Source organism: Kaistia sp. 32K (genome assembly GCF_016629525.1).
Taxonomy (GTDB): domain Bacteria; phylum Pseudomonadota; class Alphaproteobacteria; order Rhizobiales; family Kaistiaceae; genus Kaistia.
Genome location: NZ_AP024269.1, coordinates 3,185,813 through 3,206,610, shown reverse-complemented (window position 1 = coordinate 3,206,610; position 20,798 = coordinate 3,185,813). Strand labels below are relative to the sequence as shown.

Genomic DNA, 20,798 nt, shown 5'->3' with positions numbered 1-20,798 from the left:
GCGGAATGGCCGCCATCCGTGACGGGCCGGGGGGCTCCGGACAATTTTGCGCAGGCGACAGGCGAGCGGCTCCGCGAGGGCGGCATCGCCCGGCCCGCCCTGTGCGCGAGACATGGGAGCGAATGAGAAATGCGATTGATCGTGATGCTGATGGCGGGGCTCGCGCTTTCGGGCTGCAGCCAGACGACGATGGAGACCGCGTCGGCCGGTCCCGCCGGCAAGAGCCGCGAAGCTGGCGCCAGAGAGGGAAAGTCGGCCCGGCAGGCGCCGGTGCGCCAGGCTTCCGCGGCGGCCTGTGCCGAGGCGGCCAAGAAGGCGGCTGACGCGCAGATGGGCGCGGCGATGGTGGGCGGGGCGCTGTCAATGGTCGGCGGCTTCGGCGGTTATGCCGGGCAGGCCGGCATGGTCGCGGCGCAGGCGGCCTCCGTCGGCGGCTCGCTGGTGCAGCAGCAGGCGAGCCAGAAGGCCGAAGCCGAGATGAGGGCGTCATGCTGACCGCCGCTCGCCTCCAGCGCCGGAGGGCTTTCCGGCGCGCCGCCCTGACGCTCGCCGGGCTGCTGCCCTTTCTCGCCGTCGCCTTCTCCGTCTCGCCGGCCAGGGCGCTGACCCGGCAGGAGGCGATCGTCGTCGTGAAGCTGATCACGGCGCTGTCGCCGGAATTCGGCAAGCTCGCCTATGACGAGGCCGCCGCTGACGACTGGTTCGAGGCCGATGCCGAAAGCGACAACCGCATCACCCGCGCCGGCTTCACCCGCGAGAGCTGGCGCATCGCGCTCGGCGCCACCGTGACCGGCTATGTCGCGTGCATGCCGGAGGCGGAGTTTCGCGCCATGCTGACGACGATCCGCCTGCGGGCGGAAAATCGCGGCACGCTCGACGGCGCCCAGCGCCGCGCCATGCTGGAACTCGTCGACGAGGTGACGGTCCGGCTCGAGGCGATGCGGATCGAAGGCCACGACCATGCCGAGATCGTCCGCCCGCTGGCGTCCCGCCTGCGCCGGGTGATGGTCGACTGAGCCCGTGCCGACAAACCCTGCCAGCGGATCCGCCCCTTGCCCGCCGGCAGGACCGCCCTGCCGGAGATCTCCCGTCTCCGGCAGGGCTTTTTCGCCGCGCGCGATCCAGCGGTGGACGATCTCGCGCGCGCCCCATTTTCCAGCGTCTGCCCGGCATTTCGTCATGCCGGCGTCGCGCGCTTCTGCTACATCGTCGCCCAGGCGGCTTCGGCTGCCCGGCGCCCGCGCGAAGCGGGTGCGCCGATCCGCGCCCCCTGAAAAGGCACCTTGGGAGGGGGAGAGCGCGGGCGGCGCGACCGGGCGACGGCGAGGCTGCCCGAAACGACCTCTCACGCGCCAGAAAGCCTCCCGTCGTGTCCTCCGATCCGGTCCTCAAGGGCCTTCTTCTCGGCTTCGCCGCCTTTGCCGCCTATGCCTTTTCCGATGCCAGCGTCAAATTCCTCGGCGGCCTGCCGCCCTACGAGATCGCCTTCATCGGCTCGCTGTTCGGTCTCCTCGCGGTCCCCTTCCTGAAGAAGCCGGACGATCGCTGGATCGACATCGTGCGCACGACCAACCGGCCGCTCTGGCTGGTGCGCTTCGCCGCCAATGGCGCCGCCACGATCGGCAGCGTCATCGCCTTCAGCCATCTCTCGATGGCGGAGGCCTTCGCGCTCATCTTCCTGCTGCCGGCCTTCGTCACCATCATGTCGGTCGTCTTCCTGAAGGAGCCGGTCGGCCTGAAGCGCTGGAGCGCCGTGATCATCGGCTTCGTCGGCGTGCTGATCGTGCTCCGCCCCGGCTTTCGCGAGCTCTCGATCGGCCATCTCGGCGCCGTGGTGGGCGGCCTCGGCGGCGCCATCTCGATCGTCGTCTTCCGCGCCATCGGCCCGCGCGAGAAGAACATCTCGCTCTATGGCGCCGGCGTGCTCGGCACCTTCTTCCTCTGCGGCGTCCTGATGATACCGTCCTACGCGCCGCCGGGCCTCGCGCAGATCGGCTGGCTCGCCGGCTACGGCATCCTCTGCGCGCTCGGCAACGTCCTTTTGATGCTCGCCGCCTTCCGCGCGCCCGCGGCGCTGGTCGGCCCGACGCAGTACAGCCAGATGCTCTGGGCGATCGGGATCGACTATTTCGTCTTCAACATCCACCTGGAGCTACCGATGCTCCTCGGCATCGTCCTGATCATCGGCTCCGGCATTTTGACGCTCTGGCGCGAGAAGGCGCGGGGAACCAAGCTGCCGCCGTCCGTGGCGGCGGAAGGGCAGGCGGGGCTGGTGGAGGCCGCCACAGCGCCTCCGCGACACGCCGCCCACTACGCCCCGAGTGTGGTCCCGGCGGAATAGGGGCGCGGACAAGGCTGTGGCTTCCCCGCATTAGGAAGTTTCGGAATGCCAAGCACGCGAGCATCCAGCGCGGCTTCGACGCGCATCAGTGGAGCCTGCGACACGCGGGCCGCCGCTTCATCGCCCCTTTTGGGCACGAGATCGTGCCGGTAAACTGGCTCCGTCATTTTGATGTGTTGGCGTGAGAAGGCGCGGGAGTTGGAAGGCGGGCCTATATCAAGATTGTTGTGGTGATGTCCCGGCAATGTAGGGTAGCGTTGTTGCTCTATGTTTGCCGACTAGCGGGGGCGTGATTGGCAGGAAGTCAAAAAGAGGAGTTTGAGGCTCTTCTGAGACCGGGATTTCATCCCCACGATGTAGTAACATTGCGACAGCTTTGCGTGGCTGCTTTCCCGAAGTCTGCAACCCGTGCTTCGCTTATGACAACGCTCGAGGAACTCGTCGCCATGATTCCCATAACCGCATTGAAGGGCGGATATGGGTCGATGGAAGTTTTCTTACCAAGAAAGAGAACCCTGACGATGTCGATCTTCTGCTTGAGGTCGATCAGGTATTTCTAGATCGCGCAACAGCCGATCAGTGTGGTTTTATCAATTGGTTCCAAGAATCCAATCTGTACGAAAAATTCCGCTGTGATAACTATCTTCTTGTGAAAGGAAGCGGGCCCGAGAGTGAATATATGTTCGCCTACTGGCTACGCCAATTTGGATTTAGTCGAAGTAATGAGATGAAGGGGCTTGCAACAATACACATACCTTCGGCGGTGGAATTGTGAGCGAACTTCAGCGCATCATTGAGATGATTCAGGAAACAGACGTAGCCTTCGCGGAAGTGCAACGTCTCTCTTTGGAAAATCCAAATGATCCCTCGTTTGAGCTAAATGCTCGGAGTTTAGAGAAGCGGCGGGGAGATCTCGCTAGGCGTCTTAGAAATAAACTGTATGCCAGCCAAACTGAACTGGTTACTTATCGAATTAGTAGGAGTTGGTCCGATAGCTATCCTGCAAAGGCTGTATCTGCGTCCGTTTATGCTTTTCAGGAACTAGTCACCGCTATATTCGATGCGATCCACAATGGCCCAAAAAAGAGATTTAGGCCTTCGGCAGAGGTCGTTGAGAGCTCGACCTTCGAGTTTGCAGGGGCAAGTCCGGGATCAGTTATAATATCGCTCGCTGCGCCTGACGATAGGCTTCTATTTGGCGACACTCAGTTTGGGTTGACGTTAAATCTTGTTGAAAAAGTTTTGGGCGCTAGAGATAGCGATGCTCTTTTTTCTATTGCCGAAGAAATTGGCGTGGCTGCGATAGCGAAGGTATATTCTTGGGCGAACGCAAGCGAAATATATGGTCTAGACACGAACATTAAATGGGGTGGTGTTTCGTCGGTTGGTCGTGACATTTCTATTAGCCGTGATGATGCTTCTACTATCAAGGCAATTATTGGTAGCCGCAGTGAAGAGAGCTCTAGGTCGGTGCATATGTACGGAATTCTGCTTGGATTTGATGGCGCTAGATCTTACTTTCATTTCAAAGAATTCGGTGACAATGGCGCTGAGATCACAGGCGGCGTAGATTCAAATCTGTCCCACTCTTGGACTACCGGCTTGGCCTATCGTGCCGAGGTCCTCCGGACAGACCGGATTGTCTATTCAACCGGTGAGGAGAAGATAGATTGGATTTTATTGTCTCTTAATTCTCTACCCGATGGAACATAGGCCTGTGTTGTTGTGCCGTCGGCAACTGGACGCCTGAAATCGGGGTTGAAGACAGCCCTACCTAATTTCCCGCAATCCTCACCCCCTTTCCGCGCAATTTTCTTCTCCGGGGGTTGACGGCTTGCGCCGGCTGCGCCATGTTCCGCGAAATTTAATCGAAGGGCCCGGACATGATCCGCCGCGACGTTATTGTACTTAGAGAGCGCACTGCCTGATGGTCTAAAGCCGTCACGATAGGTAGTGCGCGAAAATGGGCCCCGAGAGGGCCTTTTTTATTGGCTTGATGGAACTGACAGAGAAGGCGGATACGGCGATGAAAATCCGCGACGGAGCGAAACGATGACACGGCAGATGACCGGCGCAGAGATGGTCGTTCAGGCATTGATCGACCAGGGCGTGGAGCACCTCTTCGGCTATCCCGGCGGCGCCGTACTGCCGATCTATGACGAGCTCTTCCAGCAGGACAAGATCCAGCACATCCTCGTCCGCCAGGAAGGCGGCGCCGGGCATTCGGCCGAAGGCTATGCCCGTTCGACCGGCAAGGTCGGCGTCGCGCTCGTCACCTCCGGCCCCGGCGCCACCAACATGGTCACCCCGCTGACCGACGCGCTGATGGATTCGATCCCGATGGTCTGCATCACCGGCCAGGTCGCGACGCACCTGATCGGCTCCGACGCCTTCCAGGAGGCCGACACCGTCGGCATCACGCGCCCCTGCACCAAGCACAACTGGCTGGTCAAGGACGTCAACGACCTCGGCCGCATCCTGCACGAGGCCTTCTATGTCGCGCGCTCCGGCCGTCCCGGCCCGGTCGTCGTCGACATCCCGAAGGACGTCCAGTTCGCCACCGGCACCTATCAGGGCCCGACCCGCGTCGAGCACAAGACCTATCGCCCGCAGGTCGAGGGCGATCCGGCGGCGGTCCAGGCCGCGGTCGAGCTGATCGCCAAGGCCAAGAAGCCGATCTTCTATACCGGCGGCGGCGTCATCAATTCCGGCCCCGAGGCGTCGGCGTTGCTGCGCGAGCTCGTCCAGCTGACCGGCTTCCCGATCACCTCGACGCTGATGGGTCTCGGCGCCTATCCGGCTTCCGACAAGCAGTGGCTGGGCATGCTCGGCATGCACGGCACCTATGAAGCCAACAACGCCATGCACGATTGCGACGTCATGGTGAACATCGGCGCGCGCTTCGACGACCGCATCACCGGCCGCCTCGACGCGTTCTCGCCCGGCTCGAAGAAGATCCACATCGACATCGATCCGTCCTCGATCAACAAGAACGTCCGCGTCGACATCGGCATCGTCGGCGACGTCGCGCATGTGCTGAAGGCGATGCTCGCCGCCTGGAAGTCGGCCGGCCACAAGGCCGACAAGGCGGCGCTGAAGAGCTGGTGGGGCGAGATCGACCGCTGGCGCGCCCGCAACAGCCTGGGCTTCCGCCAGAACAGCGAGACGATCCTGCCGCAGCACGCGATCCGCACGCTCTATGAGCGGACGCGCGGGCACGATGTCTACATCTCGACGGAAGTCGGCCAGCACCAGATGTGGGCGGCGCAGTATTTCGGCTTCGACGAACCGAACCGCTGGATGACGTCGGGCGGCCTCGGCACGATGGGCTACGGCCTGCCGGCGGCGATCGGCGCGCAGACGGCGCATCGCGACGCGCTCTGCATCGACATCGCCGGCGACGCCTCGATCCTGATGAACATCCAGGAGCTGTCGACGGCGATCCAGCATGAGCTGCCCGTCAAGGTGTTCATCCTGAACAACCAGTACATGGGCATGGTGCGCCAGTGGCAGCAGCTCTTGCACGGCAACCGCCTGTCGCACTCCTACACCGACTCGCTGCCCGATTTCGTCAAGCTGGCCGAGGCCTATGGCGCGACCGGCATGCGCTGCGAGAAGGCGTCGGAGCTCGAGGGCGCGATCGACGCGATGATCGCGGCCAAGGGGCCGGTGCTGTTCGACTGCCGCGTCGCCAATCTCGCCAATTGCTTCCCGATGATCCCGTCGGGCAAGGCGCATAACGAGATGCTGCTGCCGGAAGACGCAACCGACGAGGTCATCGCCAACGCGATCGACGCCGCCGGCAAGGCGCTGGTCTGAGGAAGCGGCAGGACTGAAGTCGTCGTCCCGGGCGAAGTTCCGCCCGGGATCCATTCCGCCGAGAACCGTCACGGCCGAATGGATTCCCGCCTTCGCGGGGATGACGGCGAGGCTTTCGATTTCAGGCGGATGTCGACCGAATATTGGAGAACAAGATGCAGCCCGGATCCGTCTACGCGATCAAGGAAGGCAAGGATAAGACCGAGCAGCACACGCTTTCGGTGCTCGTCGACAACGAACCGGGCGTTCTAGCCCGCGTCATCGGCCTGTTCTCGGGGCGGGGCTACAACATCGAGAGCCTGACCGTCTCGGAGACCGAGCACGAGAAGCACCGCTCGCGCATCACCGTCGTCACCACCGGCTCGGCCCAGGTGATCGAGCAGATCAAGGCGCAGCTGGAGCGCATGGTGCCGGTGCACCGGGTCATCGACCTGACGGTCACCGGCAAGGCGATCGAGCGCGAGCTGCTTCTGATCAAGGTGCGCGGCGCCGGCGACGACCGGGTCGAGGCGCTGCGGCTTGCCGATGCGTTCCGCGCCCGCGTCATCGACGCGACGACGGAGAGCTTCGTGTTCGAGCTGACCGGCCGCACCGACAAGCTCGACCAGTTCATCCTGCTGATGCAGCCGCTCGGCCTGGTCGAAGTCTCGCGCACCGGCGTCGCCGCCATCACGCGCGGCCCCGCCGCGACCTGATCGCGCCTTCAGGGATTGTTCAAAGAACAAAGGCCGGATCGCAGGATCCGGCCTTTCTTTTTTGGGGCTCCGGTCGGAGCGGGCTCCGCCCTAGACCAGCTCCACTTCCTCACGCGACCAGCCGATCGCCGGCGCGATGTGGTCGGCGATCGTCTTCAGCAGCTTGGCGTTGTAGTCGACGCCGAGCTGGTTCGGCACGGTGAGCAGCAGCGTGTCGGCGGCGCGCACCGCCTCGTCCTTGGCAAGCTCCGCCGCGATCGCGTCCGGCTCGCCGATATAGCTCTTGCCGAAGCGGGCGATGCTGCCGTCGAGATGGCCGACCTGATCCTGATCAGACCCGTCCCGTGCGCCAAAGTACATCCGATCGGTGTCGTCGGTGATCGGCAGCACGCTGCGCGAGACCGACACGCGGGGCTCGCGAGTCCAGCCCTTCGCCGCCCAGGTCTCGCGATAGACCCGGATCTGCTCGGCCTGCAGCTCGCTGAACGGCACGCCGGTATCTTCCAGAAGCAGCGTCGAGCTCATCAGGTTCATGCCCTGCTCGGCTGTCCAGATCGCGGTCTTCCGCGTGGCGGCGCCCCACCAGACGCGGTCGGCCAGACCCGGCGATTGCGGCTGGATCGCCAGCCGGCCCGTCATGCCGGTCATCTTGATGTCGGCGCGGGCGACGCCGGCGCCGGTGATCGTAGCGCGGAACATCTCCGTGTGGCCGCGCGCGAGCTCGGCGCCGCTCAGATCCTCGCCCGAATCATAGCCGAAGCTCTCCCAGCCGCGCTCGGCCGGTTCCGGCGAGCCGCGGCTGATGCCGAGCTGCAGCCGGCCGCTGCCGATCAGGTCGGTCGCGGCGGCTTCTTCGGCCATGTAGAGCGGGTTCTCGTAGCGCATGTCGACGACGCCGGTGCCGAATTCGATGCGCTTCGTCCGCGCCGCGATGGCCGCGAGCAGCGGGAAGGGCGAGGCGGCCTGGCGGGCGAAGTGGTGCACGCGGAAGAACGCGCCGTCGATGCCGATTTCCTCGGCAGCGACAGCGAGATCGATCGCCTGCAGCAGCGAATCCTGCGCGGTGCGCGCGAGCGAGCCGCGGGCGGCCTGCCAATGGCCGAACGACAGGAAGCCGATCTTCTTCTTCATGGGTTGCTCCTTGGGAAGCGGCCGCTTCCGATCGAGGGCGCCAGGCATGGCGACGGTCCGGCGCGGCGGTTGCCTGCGCCGGACGCTGTTGGTGCACATCTGAGGGCTGCCCTGCCGCCGCGCAAGTGGCGGGGAATGCGGCCTCCGGTTGACGGTGTGTTTCCCGGTACGGCCGAGGTGCTTCCCATCGCCGCCGCGCGAGCGGCTCTCGGCCGTTGCGGGAGATGCTGTGGCGGCTTTTGGTGTCGGGCCGCAAAGACCCTCACCCCAACCCTCTCCCGCGAGCGGGAGAGGGAGATCGACTGCGCTTGCCACCGGCTTGGTCGCGGCGCTGGACGGAGCGGGCAGGGCGCCGGCCGAAACCCGCTCCCGTTCGCGGGAGAGGGCAGGGTGAGGGGCTGCCGGCACGCTCGCATTGGACGCCCGAGCCAGGCGGCAGGCGCTCGCGGCCGGATCCTCGGATCGCCTTCATCGTGGCGTCTTCATGCCAGCCGATATTCATCCGCTAGAACGGAATCGCGCCGGCGAGGCGCTTGACCGCATGGCGGCGCTTCTATAAAACGCTGGAACCGTACCGTACGGTACACCGCAGTGCAGCATGAGCTGCGAACCGGCTGGCTCCACGGGCAGCCGGCGGATGTGGTGGACCGAGCCCCGCCGGGAAGAGCGAACTGACCGTGTCGTCCAACCTCCCCATCCCCTCCGGCAACGAGGCCTATTCGCCGCGCCAGAACGCCGTTCTGGAAAGCGCGCTGGCCCTGCTGGTCGAGGGCGGCGAGCGGGCGCTGACGACGGCGGGCGTCGCGCGCGCGGCGAACTGTTCCAAGGAAAGCCTCTACAAATGGTTCGGCGACCGCGACGGCCTGCTCGCGGCGATGATCACCTTCCAGTCGAGCAAGGTGAAGGCCGAGCCGAACGTCTCCGGCGCCCGGGGCAGGGCGGTTCTCGCCGTCCAGCTCGCCGGCATCGCGGCCAATCTTCTGAAGGTGCTCGCCGGCGACGTGTCGCTGGCGTTGAACCGGCTCGCCATCGGCCAGGCGCGGCGCGGCGAGGCCGATCTCGGCCTGCTTTTGCGCGAGCATGGCCGCAAGCCGATCGAGACGCGGTTGTCGGCGTTGCTGGAGGCCGGAAGGCGCGAGGGGCTGCTTGACTTCGCCGACACGCGCGAGGCCTATCGCACGCTGTACGGCCTCATCGTGCGCGACATGCATGTGCGCCTGCTGCTCGGCGACAGCCTCGACGGCGAGGCGCCGGGCGCGCGCGCGGCGCAGGCGATTGACGAATTCTTCCGGCTCTATGGCCGGGAAGAAAATACCGGACCGGCCCATGAGAGGACCGGCGCGGGAAACGAACGGACGGGATAGAAAGGACACCCCAATGCGCGTTTATTACGATCGCGATGCCGATCTCAACCTGATCAAGTCGAAGAAGGTCGCGATCATCGGCTACGGCTCCCAGGGCCGCGCCCATGCGCTGAACCTCAAGGATTCGGGCGCCAAGGACGTCGTCATCGCCCTGCGTGCCGGCTCGGCAACCGCCCAGAAGGCCGAGGCCGACGGCTTCCAGGTCAAGACGGTCGCCGAGGCCGCTGCCTGGGCCGACCTGATGATGATGGCCGCTCCCGACGAGCTGCAGGCCGACATCTACCGCGACGAGATCGCCGCCAACATCCGTGACGGCGCCGCGATCGCCTTCGCGCACGGCCTCAACGTCCATTTCGGCCTGATCGAGCCGAAGAAGACCGTCGACGTCGTCATGATCGCGCCGAAGGGCCCGGGCCACACCGTCCGCGGCGAATACCAGAAGGGCGGCGGCGTGCCGTGCCTGGTCGCCATCTCGCAGGACGCCTCGGGCAACGCGCTCGACCTCGCTCTGTCCTACGCCTGCGGCGTCGGCGGCGGCCGTTCGGGCATCATCGAGACGACCTTCAAGGAAGAGTGCGAGACCGACCTGTTCGGCGAGCAGGCAGTCCTCTGCGGCGGTCTGGTCGAGCTGATCCGCGCTGGTTTTGAGACGCTGGTCGAGGCCGGCTACGCGCCGGAAATGGCCTATTTCGAGTGCCTGCACGAAGTGAAGCTGATCGTCGACCTCATCTATGAGGGCGGCATCGCCAACATGAACTACTCGATCTCGAACACGGCCGAGTGGGGCGAGTACGTCACGGGTCCGCGCATCGTCACCGCCGAGACCAAGGCCGAGATGAAGCGCGTCCTCACCGACATCCAGACCGGCAAGTTCACGTCGGACTGGATGCAGGAATACCGCGCTGGCGCCGCCCGCTTCAAGGCGATCCGCCGCAACAACGACGCGCACCAGATCGAGGCCGTCGGCGCCAAGCTGCGCGAGATGATGCCCTGGATCGGCAAGAACAAGCTGGTCGACAAGGCCCGCAACTAAGGCTCGCGCAAGCCGCGCCTCCTCTTCTCCCTCCCCCTTGCGGGGAGGGCGGGGAGGGGGTACCGGCGCCGGCCGGCATCGATGAAGCTTTTGCGGAAGGGCGGAGGTCGTACCCCCACCCTAGCCCTCCCCACAAGGGGGAGGGAACGCGCGCATCGCTGCCTCCGGCAAGAGCCCAAACAAAAGCCCCGCGGAAGCGATTCCGCGGGGCTTTTTCTTGTTCGGTTGCTTGCGCTCAGTAGGAGCCGCGGCAGCGATATTCGTAGCCGTCCGCGCCGATGAACGTGTCGGACTCGGGGCTGTAGCTGCGATAGCGGTCGAGGCAGTAGTCGACATGAGCGCGCCAGGCGGCGCCGCGCGGGGGCGGGACTTCGTAGTCATAGGCATAGGCGCGGGGCTGCGATGCGATGGCGCCGATGCCGAGGCCGAGCAGGGTGCCGGCCGCGAGGCCGCCGATGACCGCGCCGCTGTTATCGCGGTGATAATGGCCGTAATAGTGCCGGCCGCCATACCAGCCATCGGCCGAAGCGGTCGTCGCGGTGGCCGAGACAGCGAGGATGCCAAGGACGCCGGCGAGCGACGCGGTAACGAAGCTTCTCATCGAAGCCTCCTGTTCGTGAAGCCTGAGATGGCGCGAATATCCGCGTGCATCGGGGCAAAACTATGACTTTGCAGACTGGAAGAAATTGCAAAGACTACCTGCGGTGGTAGGTATCTCCGTGAATTAACCAAATAGAAACCAAGACTAGACGTTGCAGCGTCTGTCTGGCTCCACCGGGAGGCGCGGCGGGCGGAGCGCGCGGCTGCGCGACGGATCCTTCCAGCCACTCCCGGAGGCACGCATCCGGCCTTCGCCGCGTCCCCTTCTTTGGTTGGAGCCTTTTTTGGGCGCGTTTTCTTGACGCGAACCGGTATCCACTTCGCTCGAAAACGCTCTAGGCTGGCACCAACCAAAAAAGGGGAAATGCCTTGTCTGAGGGAATCATTCTGGTCGATCCGTTGCCGCGGACGCTCGATCTCATCATGGAGCCGGATGTCCGCGCCCGGCTCGAGACGCTGGGCCGGCTCGTCATCTCGGAAGACGCGCCGATGTCGGACCAGCAGATCGACGAGCTCCTGCCGGAGACGGTGCTGATCTTCGGGCAGACGGCGCTGCCGCGCGAGCGGCTCGACCGGGCGAAGAAGCTGAAGGCGGTCATCAATGTCGAGACCAACTTCCTGCCCAATATCGACTATCAGGCCTGCCAGGAGCGCGGCATCTGGGTGCTGACGCCGGGCTCCGCCTTCGCGGCGCCGGTGGCGGAGGCGGCGCTCGGCATGGCGATCGATCTCGCCCGCGGCATCACCGCCGCCGATCGCGATTTTCGCGCCGGCACCGAGCAATATGGCCTCGCCGCCAATACCGAGACGTTCCGCTTCGCCGGCGCGGCGGTCGGCATCATCGGCCTCGGTGATCTCGGCAGGAATTTGCGCGAGCTGATCCGGCCGTTCCGCAATCCGGTCAAGGTGTTCGATCCCTGGCTGCCGGACGAGATCATCGAGCGGCATGATTGTCAGCCGGCCTCGCTCGACGAGTTGCTTTCGACCAGCCAGGTCGTCTTCGTCTTCGCCGCCGTGACCGGCGAGAACCAGGGTTTTCTGGGGAGCCGCGAATTCGCGCTGATACCGAAGGGCGCGGCCTTCCTGCTGATGAGCCGCGCGGCGGTGGTCGACTTTCCCGCCATGCTCGACGCGGTGCGTTCGGGCCATATCCGCGTCGCAACCGACGTGTTTCCGGAGGAGCCGGTGCCGGCCGACGATCCGGTCCGCAAGATGGAAGGCATTCTGCTTTCGGCGCACCGGACCGGCGGCACGGTCGATGCGCTGTTCTCGATCGGCCGCATGGCGGTCGCCGATGCCGAACTGATCCTGCGCGGCTTGCCGCCGCAGCTCTGTCGCCGCGCCGATCCGGCTCTGGCGAGCCGCCTGCGTTCGAAGCCCGTCAGCATCACCTGAAACGAAAGGGCCCGCCGGATGCCGGCGGGCCCATTTTAAACCCGGAGCGCTTTCCTTCACCCCGCCCGAGGGAGCGGTGAAAGATATGTTTCCTTATCTTCAGTACGACCCGCGGCAGCGATAGGCGTTGCCGTCGCGGCCGACGAAGGTGTCGGAGCGCTCGTCATAGGTGCGGTAGTTGTCGTAGCACCAGTCGGCATGCGCCTTCCAGCTGGCGCGGTAGGCGCGGCGCGGCGGCGGGGCGCGGTAGCCGTCGTCATAGACCGGGGCCGGGGCGGCGTAAGCCGGCGGCGCCACTTCGTAATCGCGCGGCGCGGCGAGCAGGGCGCCGATACCGAGGCCGACGGCGGCGCCGGCGGCGAGCGCGGCGTTGCGGCCGTCCCTGGCCGAGGCGGTCTCGGCCGTACCGACGATAGCGGTGATGCCGATCAGGGCTGCCATGGCGGCCGTTGCGATCTTCTTCATGCTGGTATCTCCCGTAGGGCGTTGGTGGTGTTTTATCGGGGGCCAGATGAATGCCCGCTGAATGACCGGAGAAGACGATGATATGGCTCGCCGCACAATGAACGCGGTCACAGCGGCAACCGCTATCCGTCTCGTGCTATGAAGGAATTCCCGGTTCCCTGGATGCATGAGGTCATCTTGTCCCGCCGCTTCGCCCTTCTCGACGTCTTCACCAAAGAACCGCTTGCCGGCAACCAGCTCGCCGTCGTGCTCGACAGCGAAGGCCTCAGCAGCGAGCGCATGCAGGCGATCACGCGGGAGTTCAATCTGGCCGAGACGGTGTTCGTCCAGCCGCCGGTTCAGCCCGGGCATCGGGCGAGCCTCCGGATCTTCAACCCGGCCCACGAGATGCCGTTCGCCGGCCATCCGACCGTCGGCGCCGCTGTGCTGCTGGCGCTGGAGACGTTCGGTCACGAGGCGGCCGGGCAGGACGCCGTGTTCGTCGTCGAGGAGAAGATCGGCGACATACGCTGCGCCGTGGCGCTGCATTCCGGCAAGGCCGGCCACGCCATCTTCGACGTGCCGCGCCAGGCGGTGAAGGTCGACACGCCGGTCGACGAGGCGGCGCTGGCGGCGATGCTGGGGCTGGTGCCCTCGGAGCTCGGCTTCGAGAACCACCGTCCCTCGGTCTATTCGGTCGGCGCTGCCCGCCTGATGGTGCCGGTGCGCGATCTCGCCGTCATCGCGCGCGTCCGCCCGTTGATCCAGCACTGGCGGAACGCCATGCCGGCCGGCGTCGACAGCCTCTATCTCTACACGCGCGAGACGACGACCAACGAACATCACTTCCACGCCCGCATGCTCTGGCTGGGCGAGGGGATCATCGAGGATCCCGCGACCGGATCGGCCGTCGCCGCCTTCGCCGGCGTGGTCGCCGACTTCGACCAGCTTCCGGCCGGAACGCACCGCTTCGTCATCGAGCAGGGGTTCGAGATCAACCGGCCGAGCCTGATCCACCTCGAGGTCGACATCGAGAACAACGCCCTGCACGCCAGCCGCATCGGCGGCGACGCAATTCTGGTCGCCCGCGGTACTCTGGACGTGTGAGGGTCTTCCGCCGCCGCAAGCGGCCCTAACGCTCCGCGCGAGCCTCCCGAGGGCGCGGCTGCATGGATCCCCGCCTTCGCGAGGATGATGGGGAGCGTGGGGCGTGTGTTGTGCGCGGGAATAGGCCGAGCTCCGAGGGCGGCCGTCGACGGTCTGGCTCCGGCGGCCCAGCAAACTCGCCGTCATCCCGGGCTTGACCCGGGATCCATTCAGCCGGGTTTTTCGCCGCGCGAAACGCGCCTCAGGCGTGGATGGGTGGATTCCTGCTTTCGCAGGGATGACGGGGAGGGTGGGGCTGGATGCCTCACCTCTCCATCAGGGAGGTGACGAGCAGAATCAGGGAGATGCGACGAGCAGAATTTCGTTTGTCGTCGGCTTCTCCCTCGCGGCGAGCGGTGAAGTGGGCCGTTCATTGGCCCGAGGCGTTTCCACACCCTCGCCGTCATCCCTGCGAAAGCAGGGATCCATGCCGCAGCTCGCGCGAGGGTTTGGGCAAAGGGCTGCGTGCGTTCGGATGACGGTGAGGGACGTGGGGGCGCTCTGCGTGAAACACGCCTCAGGCGCGGATGGATGGATCCCTGCTTTCGCAGGGATGACGGGGAGTATGGGGCAGGGCTCGCGCTTTGCCTCTCCCACAGAGGTGAGGCGCCCGCAGCGGTCATCACACCAGGGAACCCTACGATGTCAACGTAGTGCTCTCACGCCGAGCCTCTTGCATCTCGCTCTTCCGCGATCGCTGAGCGCGAGGGCCGTTACTCCGCTCCGGCCAAACTCCCGTCCAGCTTCTTCCCCAGCACCGTCGCCACCACATATTCGGCGCGGGCGCGGGCCGTGTGGTGGGTGAGCGTGTAGGCCCTCGCCTCTATCGCCATCTCGGCGAGGCGGGCGGGGTCCTTCAGCGCGGCGCGGACGGCGCGGGAAAGGCCGCCGGGCTCGACCGAATAGTAGAAGCAGTGCTCGCCCTCGCGGAACGGGCGGTGCTGCAGGATGGTCGGGTAGTTCATCAACGGCACGGTGCCGAGTTCGCTCGACTCGTAGTGGCGGTAGCAGTCCCAGCCATAGCCCATCGGCGACCAGGCGAGGCGGGCGGCCGCCAGGCGCTGGTGGAATGCCTTGCGGTCGAGCGGCTGGTCCGGCACGTCGATGACATAGCCCTCGTCGCGCAGCGCCAGCAGCTCCTTTATGCCGTCGGTGCGCACCGTGCTGTTCGGCCAGAGGTCGCCGGCGAAGAAGACGTCGGAGGTCTTTTCCGTCGTCGGCTCGATCGTCGGCTGCGAGGGATAGCCGAGATGGATCGGCTTGAGCTTGGCCATGCGGCGCTGCGCGCTCTTCTGCGAGCGCCAGCGGCGGCCGGGCAGGTCCCAATGGCTCGACTTGAAGAACACCTGCCAGCGATCGGCGGTCAGCTCGCGCTTGAAATAGCTGTGGCAGCGGTCGATCAGGCCGAAATTGTGCCGGCCGATGCCGAACGAGTCGTTGACGTCGATGACGGCGACCGGGACGGAGTGGAAATGGTGCAGCAGCCGCGCGGCGGCGATGGCGAAGAGGGCCTGCGGCGCGCGGATGTGGTAGTCGCGCAGCGCCGTCAGCCAGGTGCGCGGATGCCAGGCGGGGAGCGGCGCGCCGTCGACGACGACGAGGTCGTAGCCGCCGCTGCGGAGCTTCTTCAGCGCGCGGAAGAAGGCGGCGGGGCCGAACAGCCGCTTCAGCTGTCCGTCGGGCTTGCGGGCGGCCCAGTGGAAATCGGTCTGGTCGGGCGCGGCCACCCGGAACAGGCTGGTATTGATCTCGAGGATGCGCAGCTTGCCGGCGCCGTCGTTCGTTCGTGCTGGATCGACGGTCATGGTCGCCTTGTCCCGTGGTTCCCGCGCTCTATAGCAATCCGCGAAAACTCCGCGCAACTGAAACGGCTGCGGTTTGATTGCCGCCTTGCGCGAAACCGGAATCCTTTGCTAAAGGTCTTCCAGTCTGGACGCCGGCGCGACGCCGAGCCGTCCGCGGATTGTAGATGAGGGCGAGAGCGTGCAGCTCTTTTCAGTTCATGGTGCCGATGACCGGGTTGCGTTCGCCGCGACCGGCCGCGCCATGTCCGCTCTCCGTGGTCTTCTTCTCCTTAGACGCCCCTGAGCGTCGGCTGCCCCGTGACGGGCGGGCACTCAGGGGAATGAACGCGAAGACCTCCGCCATTCATGCCCTGAGCGCCATTCGCGTGCCGGGCCGCCGACAAGGAAGACCAACATGACCGCGACCACGAATTCGTCCTCCGACAAGGACCGGATCGTCATTTTCGACACCACTTTGCGCGATGGCGAGCAGTGCCCCGGCGCTTCGATGACCTTCGAGGAGAAGCTCGAAGTCGCCGAGTTGCTGGAGGAGATGGGCGTCGACATCATCGAGGCCGGTTTCCCGATCGCCAGCCAGGGCGATTTCGAGGCCGTGCACGAGATCGCCAAGCGCGCCGGCGACGGCGTCACCATCGCCGGCCTGGCGCGCGCCATCTCCGGCGACATCATCCGCGCCGGCGAGGCCGTCCGCGTCGCCAAGCGCTCGCGCATTCACACCTTCGTCTCCACCTCGCCGATCCATTTGGCGCACCAGATGCGCAAGACCGAGGAGCAGGTGCTCGACATCATCTCGGCCACCGTCGCGCAGGCGCGCAACCTGGTCGAGGACGTCGAGTGGTCGGCGATGGACGCCACCCGCACGCCGATCGAATATCTCGTCCGTTGCGTTGATGCCGCCATCAAGGCCGGCGCCACGACGATCAACTTGCCCGATACGGTCGGTTATGCCGTGCCGGAAGAATATGCGGCGATGTTCCGCGAAGTGATCGAGCGCGTGCCGGATTCCGACAAGGCAATCTTCTCGACCCATTGCCACAACGATCTGGGCCTCGCGGTTGCCAACTCGCTGGCCGGCATCGCCGGCGGCGCGCGGCAGATCGAATGCACGATCAACGGTTTGGGCGAGCGCGCCGGCAACGCCGCGCTGGAAGAGATCGTCATGGCGATCCGCACCCGTCGCGACGTCATGCCCTATGACACGCGCATCGACGCTACCATGCTGACCCGCGCCTCGAAGCTCGTCTCCAACGTCTCGGCCTTCCCGGTCCAGTACAACAAGGCGATCGTCGGCCGGAACGCCTTCGCGCATGAGAGCGGCATCCACCAGGACGGCATGCTGAAGAACGCCGAGACCTACGAGATCATGACGCCGGAGAGCGTCGGCGTGAAGGCGACCTCGCTGGTCATGGGCAAGCATTCCGGCCGCCACGCCTTCCGCTCCAAGCTGAAGGAACTGGGCTACGAAGTCGGCGACAACCAGCTGGAAGACGCGTTCAAGCGCTTCAAGGACTTGGCTGACCGCAAGAAGCACGTCTATGACGAGGATATCGAGGCGCTGATCGGTGATGAGGTTGCGACGGCGGCCGAATCGATCCGCCTGTTGTCGCTGACGGTCATCGCCGGCACGGGCGGCGCGGCCAAGGCGATCATCAGCCTCGACGTAGAAGGCACGCACGTCACCAAGGAAGTCTCCGGCAACGGCCCGGTGGACGCGATCTTCAACGCGATCAAGGCGATCGTGCCGCATGACGCGACTTTGTCGCTCTATCAGGTGCACGCGGTCACCGAGGGCACCGACGCGCAGGCCGAGGTCTCGGTCCGCCTCGAGGAAGACGGCAAGTCGGTCACCGGCAAGGGCGCCGATCCGGACACGATGGTCGCCTCGGCCAAGGCGTATCTCTCGTCGCTGAACAAGCTGATGGTGAAGCGCCAGCGCCAGCACGCCCAGGCCGTCAACGCCTGATCGGGTTTTTGCTTCCTGAATACCAACGGCCGCGTCGATGACGCGGCCGTTTTTGTTTGGGGGAGTGGTTTGAAGGCGTATGAGTTTGGGCGCGACGCTCACACCACTCCGGCGTCATCCCGGCGAAGGCCGGGATCCATACAGCGGCGTCATCGGGCGTTTCGCGCGGCGGCCAGCCCGGCTGAATGGATCCCGGGTCGCGCTTCGCTTGCCCGGGATGACGGCGAGGGTGGGAATGCCAATGTCGCCCGGCACCGGAAGCCGCGGCCTCCTGCCGACGAGCGGCCCTTCCAAACAAACAAAAACGGCGCCCCGCTTTCGCAGGACGCCGTCTCGCTGGTCCGAAGACCGCCTTACTTCGGCAGGGCGATCTTGCCGAGGCGGAGGAACTGCGTCTCGCCGGAGTGGCTGTCGACGCCGTCATTGTCGGTGATCGCGAAGCCGTTGCCTTCGGCGTCGAGGGCGAAGCTCTCGATCTTGTCGAGGACGTAGCCGTTGGTCGCCTTGAGCGCCGGCAGGAAGTCGTGCAGGTCCTTGTTGACGACCTTGGGCAGCTCGCCGCCGAGCGGGGCGGGCGTGACGCCGTCGAGCGAGACGAAGGTCAGCTTCTTGATCTTCGCGTCGCGACCGATCTGGTTGTCGCGCTCGATGGCGACGAGGCCGCCAGGAACCGCCGTCAGCTCGGAAAGGCCGACCCAACCCTTTTCCGCCTTGTCGAGCGGATAGTGCACGGCGGCCCATTCCTTCGAGGCGGGCTTGTAGGCGAGGAGCTTGGTGAAGCCCTTCGGATCGTCCTTCCACTCGCGCTGCACGGCGACCCAGACGGTCTCGTCGGCGCCGGAGCCGACCACCGTCACGCCCTCGAAGCCGAAGCGGGTGGCCTGCGCGGCGAGTGCTTCCGGCAGCGCGACCTCTTCCTGCACGACGCCCTTGGCATCGACGCGGACGAGCGAGGACTGCGTCTTGTTCTTCTCGCGCTCGGGATTGCCTTCCGAGGCGAGCCAGAAGCCGCCGTCGCCCGAAAGCGCGATGCCCTCGAGGTCGAGGTTCTCGACCGGCTTGCCGTCCTTGGTGACGGTCATCTCGTCGGTGATGACGGCCGGGGTCTTGGTGGCGTCGATGGTGAGAATCCGGCCGATCGACTGGGCGCTGTCGATGACGGCGTAGAGCTTGCCGGGCACCTTGGCGTCGGCGACCGTGCCGGAAAGGGCGGCCCAGCCGATCGGCTTGCCGTTCTTGTCGGCCGAGACGATGGTCGGATAGGCGGCCGGCGCGTCGCTGCGCTCATAGATCGTCACGACGGAGCCGATCAGACCGTCCTCGCGCAGGTCGTTTTCCGACGCGGTGACGAAGAGGTTGCGCGCGGGGATGGCGTAGAGGCCTTCCGGGCCGATGCCGCCCGGCAGCGCCTGCAGGAAGGTCGGCGCCTTGCCGGCGCCTTCGTCCTTGTAGACGCCGATCAGCGAGGCGCGCTCGGAGCCGACGAAGATCAGTCTGTCCGAACCGAAGGTGGCGACTTCGGCGCCTTCCGGCTCGTTACCCTTCTTGTTGCGCTTCTCGGGGTAATGGCCGAGGCGGACGGTCTCGTATTCGAGCGCTGTGCCCGAGTCATATTCGATCGTGCCGTCGATGTTGAAGATCGAGAAGCCGCGCGAGCCGCCCTTCCAGTCGCCCTCATTGGCGGTGAAGAAGCGCTCGTCATCGATCCACTGCGCGCCGTCCGGCTCGCGGGCGACGTTTGTCATCTTGCCGGAGAGGTCGATCACGCCGTCCTTCTTCACGTCGATGCCGTCGAGGTCGACGGTTCCGGCCGGGAAGTGCTTCACGACCTTGCCGGTGGCGAGGTCGGCGATGACGATGTGGTTGTTCTCCTGCAGGGTGAGAACGACCTGGTTCTTGTCGTTGATGTCGACGAATTCGGGCTCCGGATCCTCCGGCGCGATCGCGGCGAGGCCGGTGACGTCGATGACCGTCTTGGTCGCGCAATCGACCGAGCCGTCGGCGCCAATCGCGAAGCTGGTGAGATTGCCGCCCGGAAGCTGCGGGAGGGCGCCCTCGTTGATCTCCTCGTCACGCTCGTTCTCGATCGCGATGGCGAGGAACTTGCCGTCCGGGCTCTTGGCGAGCGAATCCGGCTGGCCGCCGAGATCGCAGGTCGCCTTCACCGTCTTGGTGGCGAGATCGACGATGGCGAGATGGCCGGAGGGTTCGCTCTTCGACTTCGAGGTGACGACGCCGACGAGCGCGATGCCTCCGGCGACGACGGTCGAGGTCGGCTCGCCGCCGAGCGCCACCGTGCCGGCCGGCTTCGGCGCCTTCGGATCGGTGATGTCGATCAGGCCGATCCGCTCGCCGGGGCTGTCGGTATAGACCAGCGTGTTGCCGTCGGCGGTGGCCGTGATGATCTCGGCGACGGTCTTCTTCTTGGCGTCGGCATCCTTCGGCAGGTTGTCGACGACGTGGAAGGTCGCGATGCGGTTGAAGTGTTCGCTGGCGTTGGAGGCGAGGGCGGTGCCAGCGAGGAGCGTGGCGGTGAGCGCGCTGCGCAGGATCGGCTTGAGCATGTTTCCTCAATCTTTTCAGAGCTGTCCGTGGCAGGGACGCCTTGGATTGCGGCCAATAGACCGGCCGCGCATGACGTGGAAATGACGGTTTCCCGAGGCTTGCGGCCGCCCTCGCGAAGATTTCCACAGCCCGGTGAACGGGCGGCTGGACAGGCCGGAAACGCTTTGCTACATACCGCCTCGTTCCGGGCGTCGCAGCGCAGGCTTCGGCGCCGCCAGGGATTGGGTGCATAGCTCAGTTGGTAGAGCAGCTGACTCTTAATCAGCTTGTCCTAGGTTCGATCCCTAGTGCACCCACCAAATTACCGACCTTTCGCCGGTCGCGGAGCCTGATTGTTTTTGCTCCCTGATTGCTGCGAATGGGTGCATAGCTCAGTTGGTAGAGCAGCTGACTCTTAATCAGCTTGTCCTAGGTTCGATCCCTAGTGCACCCACCACTTCGAAAGGCCGTCGGTCTCTGACCGGCGGCCTTTTCGTTTTCGGACCCTGCGCGGCGCG

At 65.4% G+C, this 20,798-nt stretch carries 18 protein-coding genes and 2 tRNA genes; 15 read left to right on the top strand and 5 right to left on the bottom strand.

The genetic code is table 11. The features are described 5' to 3' along the window. The first annotated feature begins 129 nt into the window (after nucleotides 1-129). From K32_RS14890 to ilvN, 8 genes are all read left to right on the top strand, one after another. Nucleotides 130-495 (top strand): hypothetical protein, encoded by a 366-nt coding sequence (locus K32_RS14890; RefSeq protein ID WP_210342757.1) that lies wholly within the window; start codon nucleotides 130-132, stop codon nucleotides 493-495. Beyond that, on the top strand, nucleotides 489-1,016 hold the full coding sequence (locus K32_RS14885) for a hypothetical protein (RefSeq protein ID WP_201400275.1): 528 nt from the start codon (nucleotides 489-491) through the stop codon (nucleotides 1,014-1,016). The genes K32_RS14890 and K32_RS14885 overlap by 7 nt, the downstream gene beginning before the upstream one ends. Before the next feature lie 36 nt (nucleotides 1,017-1,052). Further along, on the top strand, nucleotides 1,053-1,274 hold the full coding sequence (locus K32_RS14880) for a hypothetical protein (protein WP_201400274.1): 222 nt from the start codon (nucleotides 1,053-1,055) through the stop codon (nucleotides 1,272-1,274). Nucleotides 1,275-1,369: 95 nt separating this feature from the next. Next, a complete protein-coding gene (locus K32_RS14875; RefSeq protein WP_201400273.1) occupies nucleotides 1,370-2,341 on the top strand; it encodes a DMT family transporter in 972 nt (323 codons plus the stop codon). 376 nt (nucleotides 2,342-2,717) lie between these two features. Further along, nucleotides 2,718-3,116: a hypothetical protein gene (locus K32_RS25080; protein ID WP_371812686.1), complete on the top strand. Its 399-nt coding sequence runs from the start codon at nucleotides 2,718-2,720 to the stop codon at nucleotides 3,114-3,116. Beyond that, nucleotides 3,113-4,054: a hypothetical protein gene (locus K32_RS14870; protein WP_201400272.1), complete on the top strand. Its 942-nt coding sequence runs from the start codon at nucleotides 3,113-3,115 to the stop codon at nucleotides 4,052-4,054. The genes K32_RS25080 and K32_RS14870 overlap by 4 nt, the downstream gene beginning before the upstream one ends. Nucleotides 4,055-4,393: 339 nt before the next feature. After that, complete coding sequence (locus K32_RS14865; RefSeq protein WP_201400271.1) at nucleotides 4,394-6,160, top strand: acetolactate synthase 3 large subunit; 1,767 nt, start codon at nucleotides 4,394-4,396, stop codon at nucleotides 6,158-6,160. Between the two features lie 155 nt (nucleotides 6,161-6,315). Then, the gene (gene ilvN / locus K32_RS14860; protein WP_029076140.1) at nucleotides 6,316-6,855 is read left to right on the top strand and encodes an acetolactate synthase small subunit; all 540 of its coding nucleotides are present in this window, start codon (nucleotides 6,316-6,318) and stop codon (nucleotides 6,853-6,855) included. 90 nt (nucleotides 6,856-6,945) lie between these two features. On the opposite strand, the gene K32_RS14855 is transcribed toward ilvN, so the two are convergent. Then, nucleotides 6,946-7,986, bottom strand: coding sequence for an LLM class flavin-dependent oxidoreductase (locus K32_RS14855; protein WP_201400270.1), 1,041 nt, complete (start codon nucleotides 7,984-7,986; stop codon nucleotides 6,946-6,948). Nucleotides 7,987-8,663: 677 nt separating this feature from the next. Between K32_RS14855 and K32_RS14850 the strand changes: the two genes are divergently transcribed. Together K32_RS14850 and ilvC are read left to right on the top strand one after the other, a co-directional pair. Then, nucleotides 8,664-9,350: a TetR/AcrR family transcriptional regulator C-terminal domain-containing protein gene (locus K32_RS14850; RefSeq protein ID WP_371812685.1), complete on the top strand. Its 687-nt coding sequence runs from the start codon at nucleotides 8,664-8,666 to the stop codon at nucleotides 9,348-9,350. Between the two features lie 13 nt (nucleotides 9,351-9,363). After that, nucleotides 9,364-10,383 carry a ketol-acid reductoisomerase gene (gene ilvC / locus K32_RS14845; RefSeq protein ID WP_201400269.1) on the top strand — a complete coding sequence of 340 codons (1,020 nt, stop codon included), beginning with the start codon at nucleotides 9,364-9,366 and terminating at the stop codon, nucleotides 10,381-10,383. A 235-nt stretch (nucleotides 10,384-10,618) separates the two neighbouring features. Here ilvC and K32_RS14840 read toward each other — a convergent pair whose 3' ends face one another. Continuing rightward, the gene (locus tag K32_RS14840) at nucleotides 10,619-10,984 is read right to left on the bottom strand and encodes a BA14K family protein (RefSeq protein ID WP_244669523.1); all 366 of its coding nucleotides are present in this window, start codon (nucleotides 10,982-10,984) and stop codon (nucleotides 10,619-10,621) included. Between the two features lie 368 nt (nucleotides 10,985-11,352). Between K32_RS14840 and K32_RS14835 the strand changes: the two genes are divergently transcribed. Further along, entirely contained in the window at nucleotides 11,353-12,378 is a 1,026-nt protein-coding gene (locus tag K32_RS14835) for a hydroxyacid dehydrogenase (RefSeq protein ID WP_201400268.1), read from the top strand. A gap of 99 nt (nucleotides 12,379-12,477) precedes the next feature. On the opposite strand, the gene K32_RS14830 is transcribed toward K32_RS14835, so the two are convergent. Continuing rightward, the gene (locus K32_RS14830; protein WP_201400267.1) at nucleotides 12,478-12,843 is read right to left on the bottom strand and encodes a BA14K family protein; all 366 of its coding nucleotides are present in this window, start codon (nucleotides 12,841-12,843) and stop codon (nucleotides 12,478-12,480) included. 177 nt (nucleotides 12,844-13,020) lie between these two features. Here K32_RS14830 and K32_RS14825 point away from each other — a divergent pair, with 177 nt between their 5' ends. Then, nucleotides 13,021-13,929, top strand: coding sequence for a PhzF family phenazine biosynthesis protein (locus tag K32_RS14825; protein WP_201400266.1), 909 nt, complete (start codon nucleotides 13,021-13,023; stop codon nucleotides 13,927-13,929). Between the two features lie 752 nt (nucleotides 13,930-14,681). On the opposite strand, the gene K32_RS14820 is transcribed toward K32_RS14825, so the two are convergent. After that, nucleotides 14,682-15,773 (bottom strand): glycosyltransferase, encoded by a 1,092-nt coding sequence (locus K32_RS14820; RefSeq protein WP_201400265.1) that lies wholly within the window; start codon nucleotides 15,771-15,773, stop codon nucleotides 14,682-14,684. Between the two features lie 394 nt (nucleotides 15,774-16,167). Between K32_RS14820 and K32_RS14815 the strand changes: the two genes are divergently transcribed. Then, nucleotides 16,168-17,736 carry a 2-isopropylmalate synthase gene (locus K32_RS14815; RefSeq protein WP_201400264.1) on the top strand — a complete coding sequence of 523 codons (1,569 nt, stop codon included), beginning with the start codon at nucleotides 16,168-16,170 and terminating at the stop codon, nucleotides 17,734-17,736. Nucleotides 17,737-18,089: 353 nt separating this feature from the next. On the opposite strand, the gene K32_RS14810 is transcribed toward K32_RS14815, so the two are convergent. After that, a complete protein-coding gene (locus K32_RS14810; protein WP_201400263.1) occupies nucleotides 18,090-20,300 on the bottom strand; it encodes an esterase-like activity of phytase family protein in 2,211 nt (736 codons plus the stop codon). A gap of 224 nt (nucleotides 20,301-20,524) precedes the next feature. Here K32_RS14810 and K32_RS14805 point away from each other — a divergent pair. Beyond that, a tRNA-Lys gene (locus K32_RS14805) sits at nucleotides 20,525-20,600 on the top strand. Nucleotides 20,601-20,661: 61 nt separating this feature from the next. After that, a tRNA-Lys gene (locus tag K32_RS14800) sits at nucleotides 20,662-20,737 on the top strand. The last annotated feature ends 61 nt before the right edge of the window (nucleotides 20,738-20,798 follow it).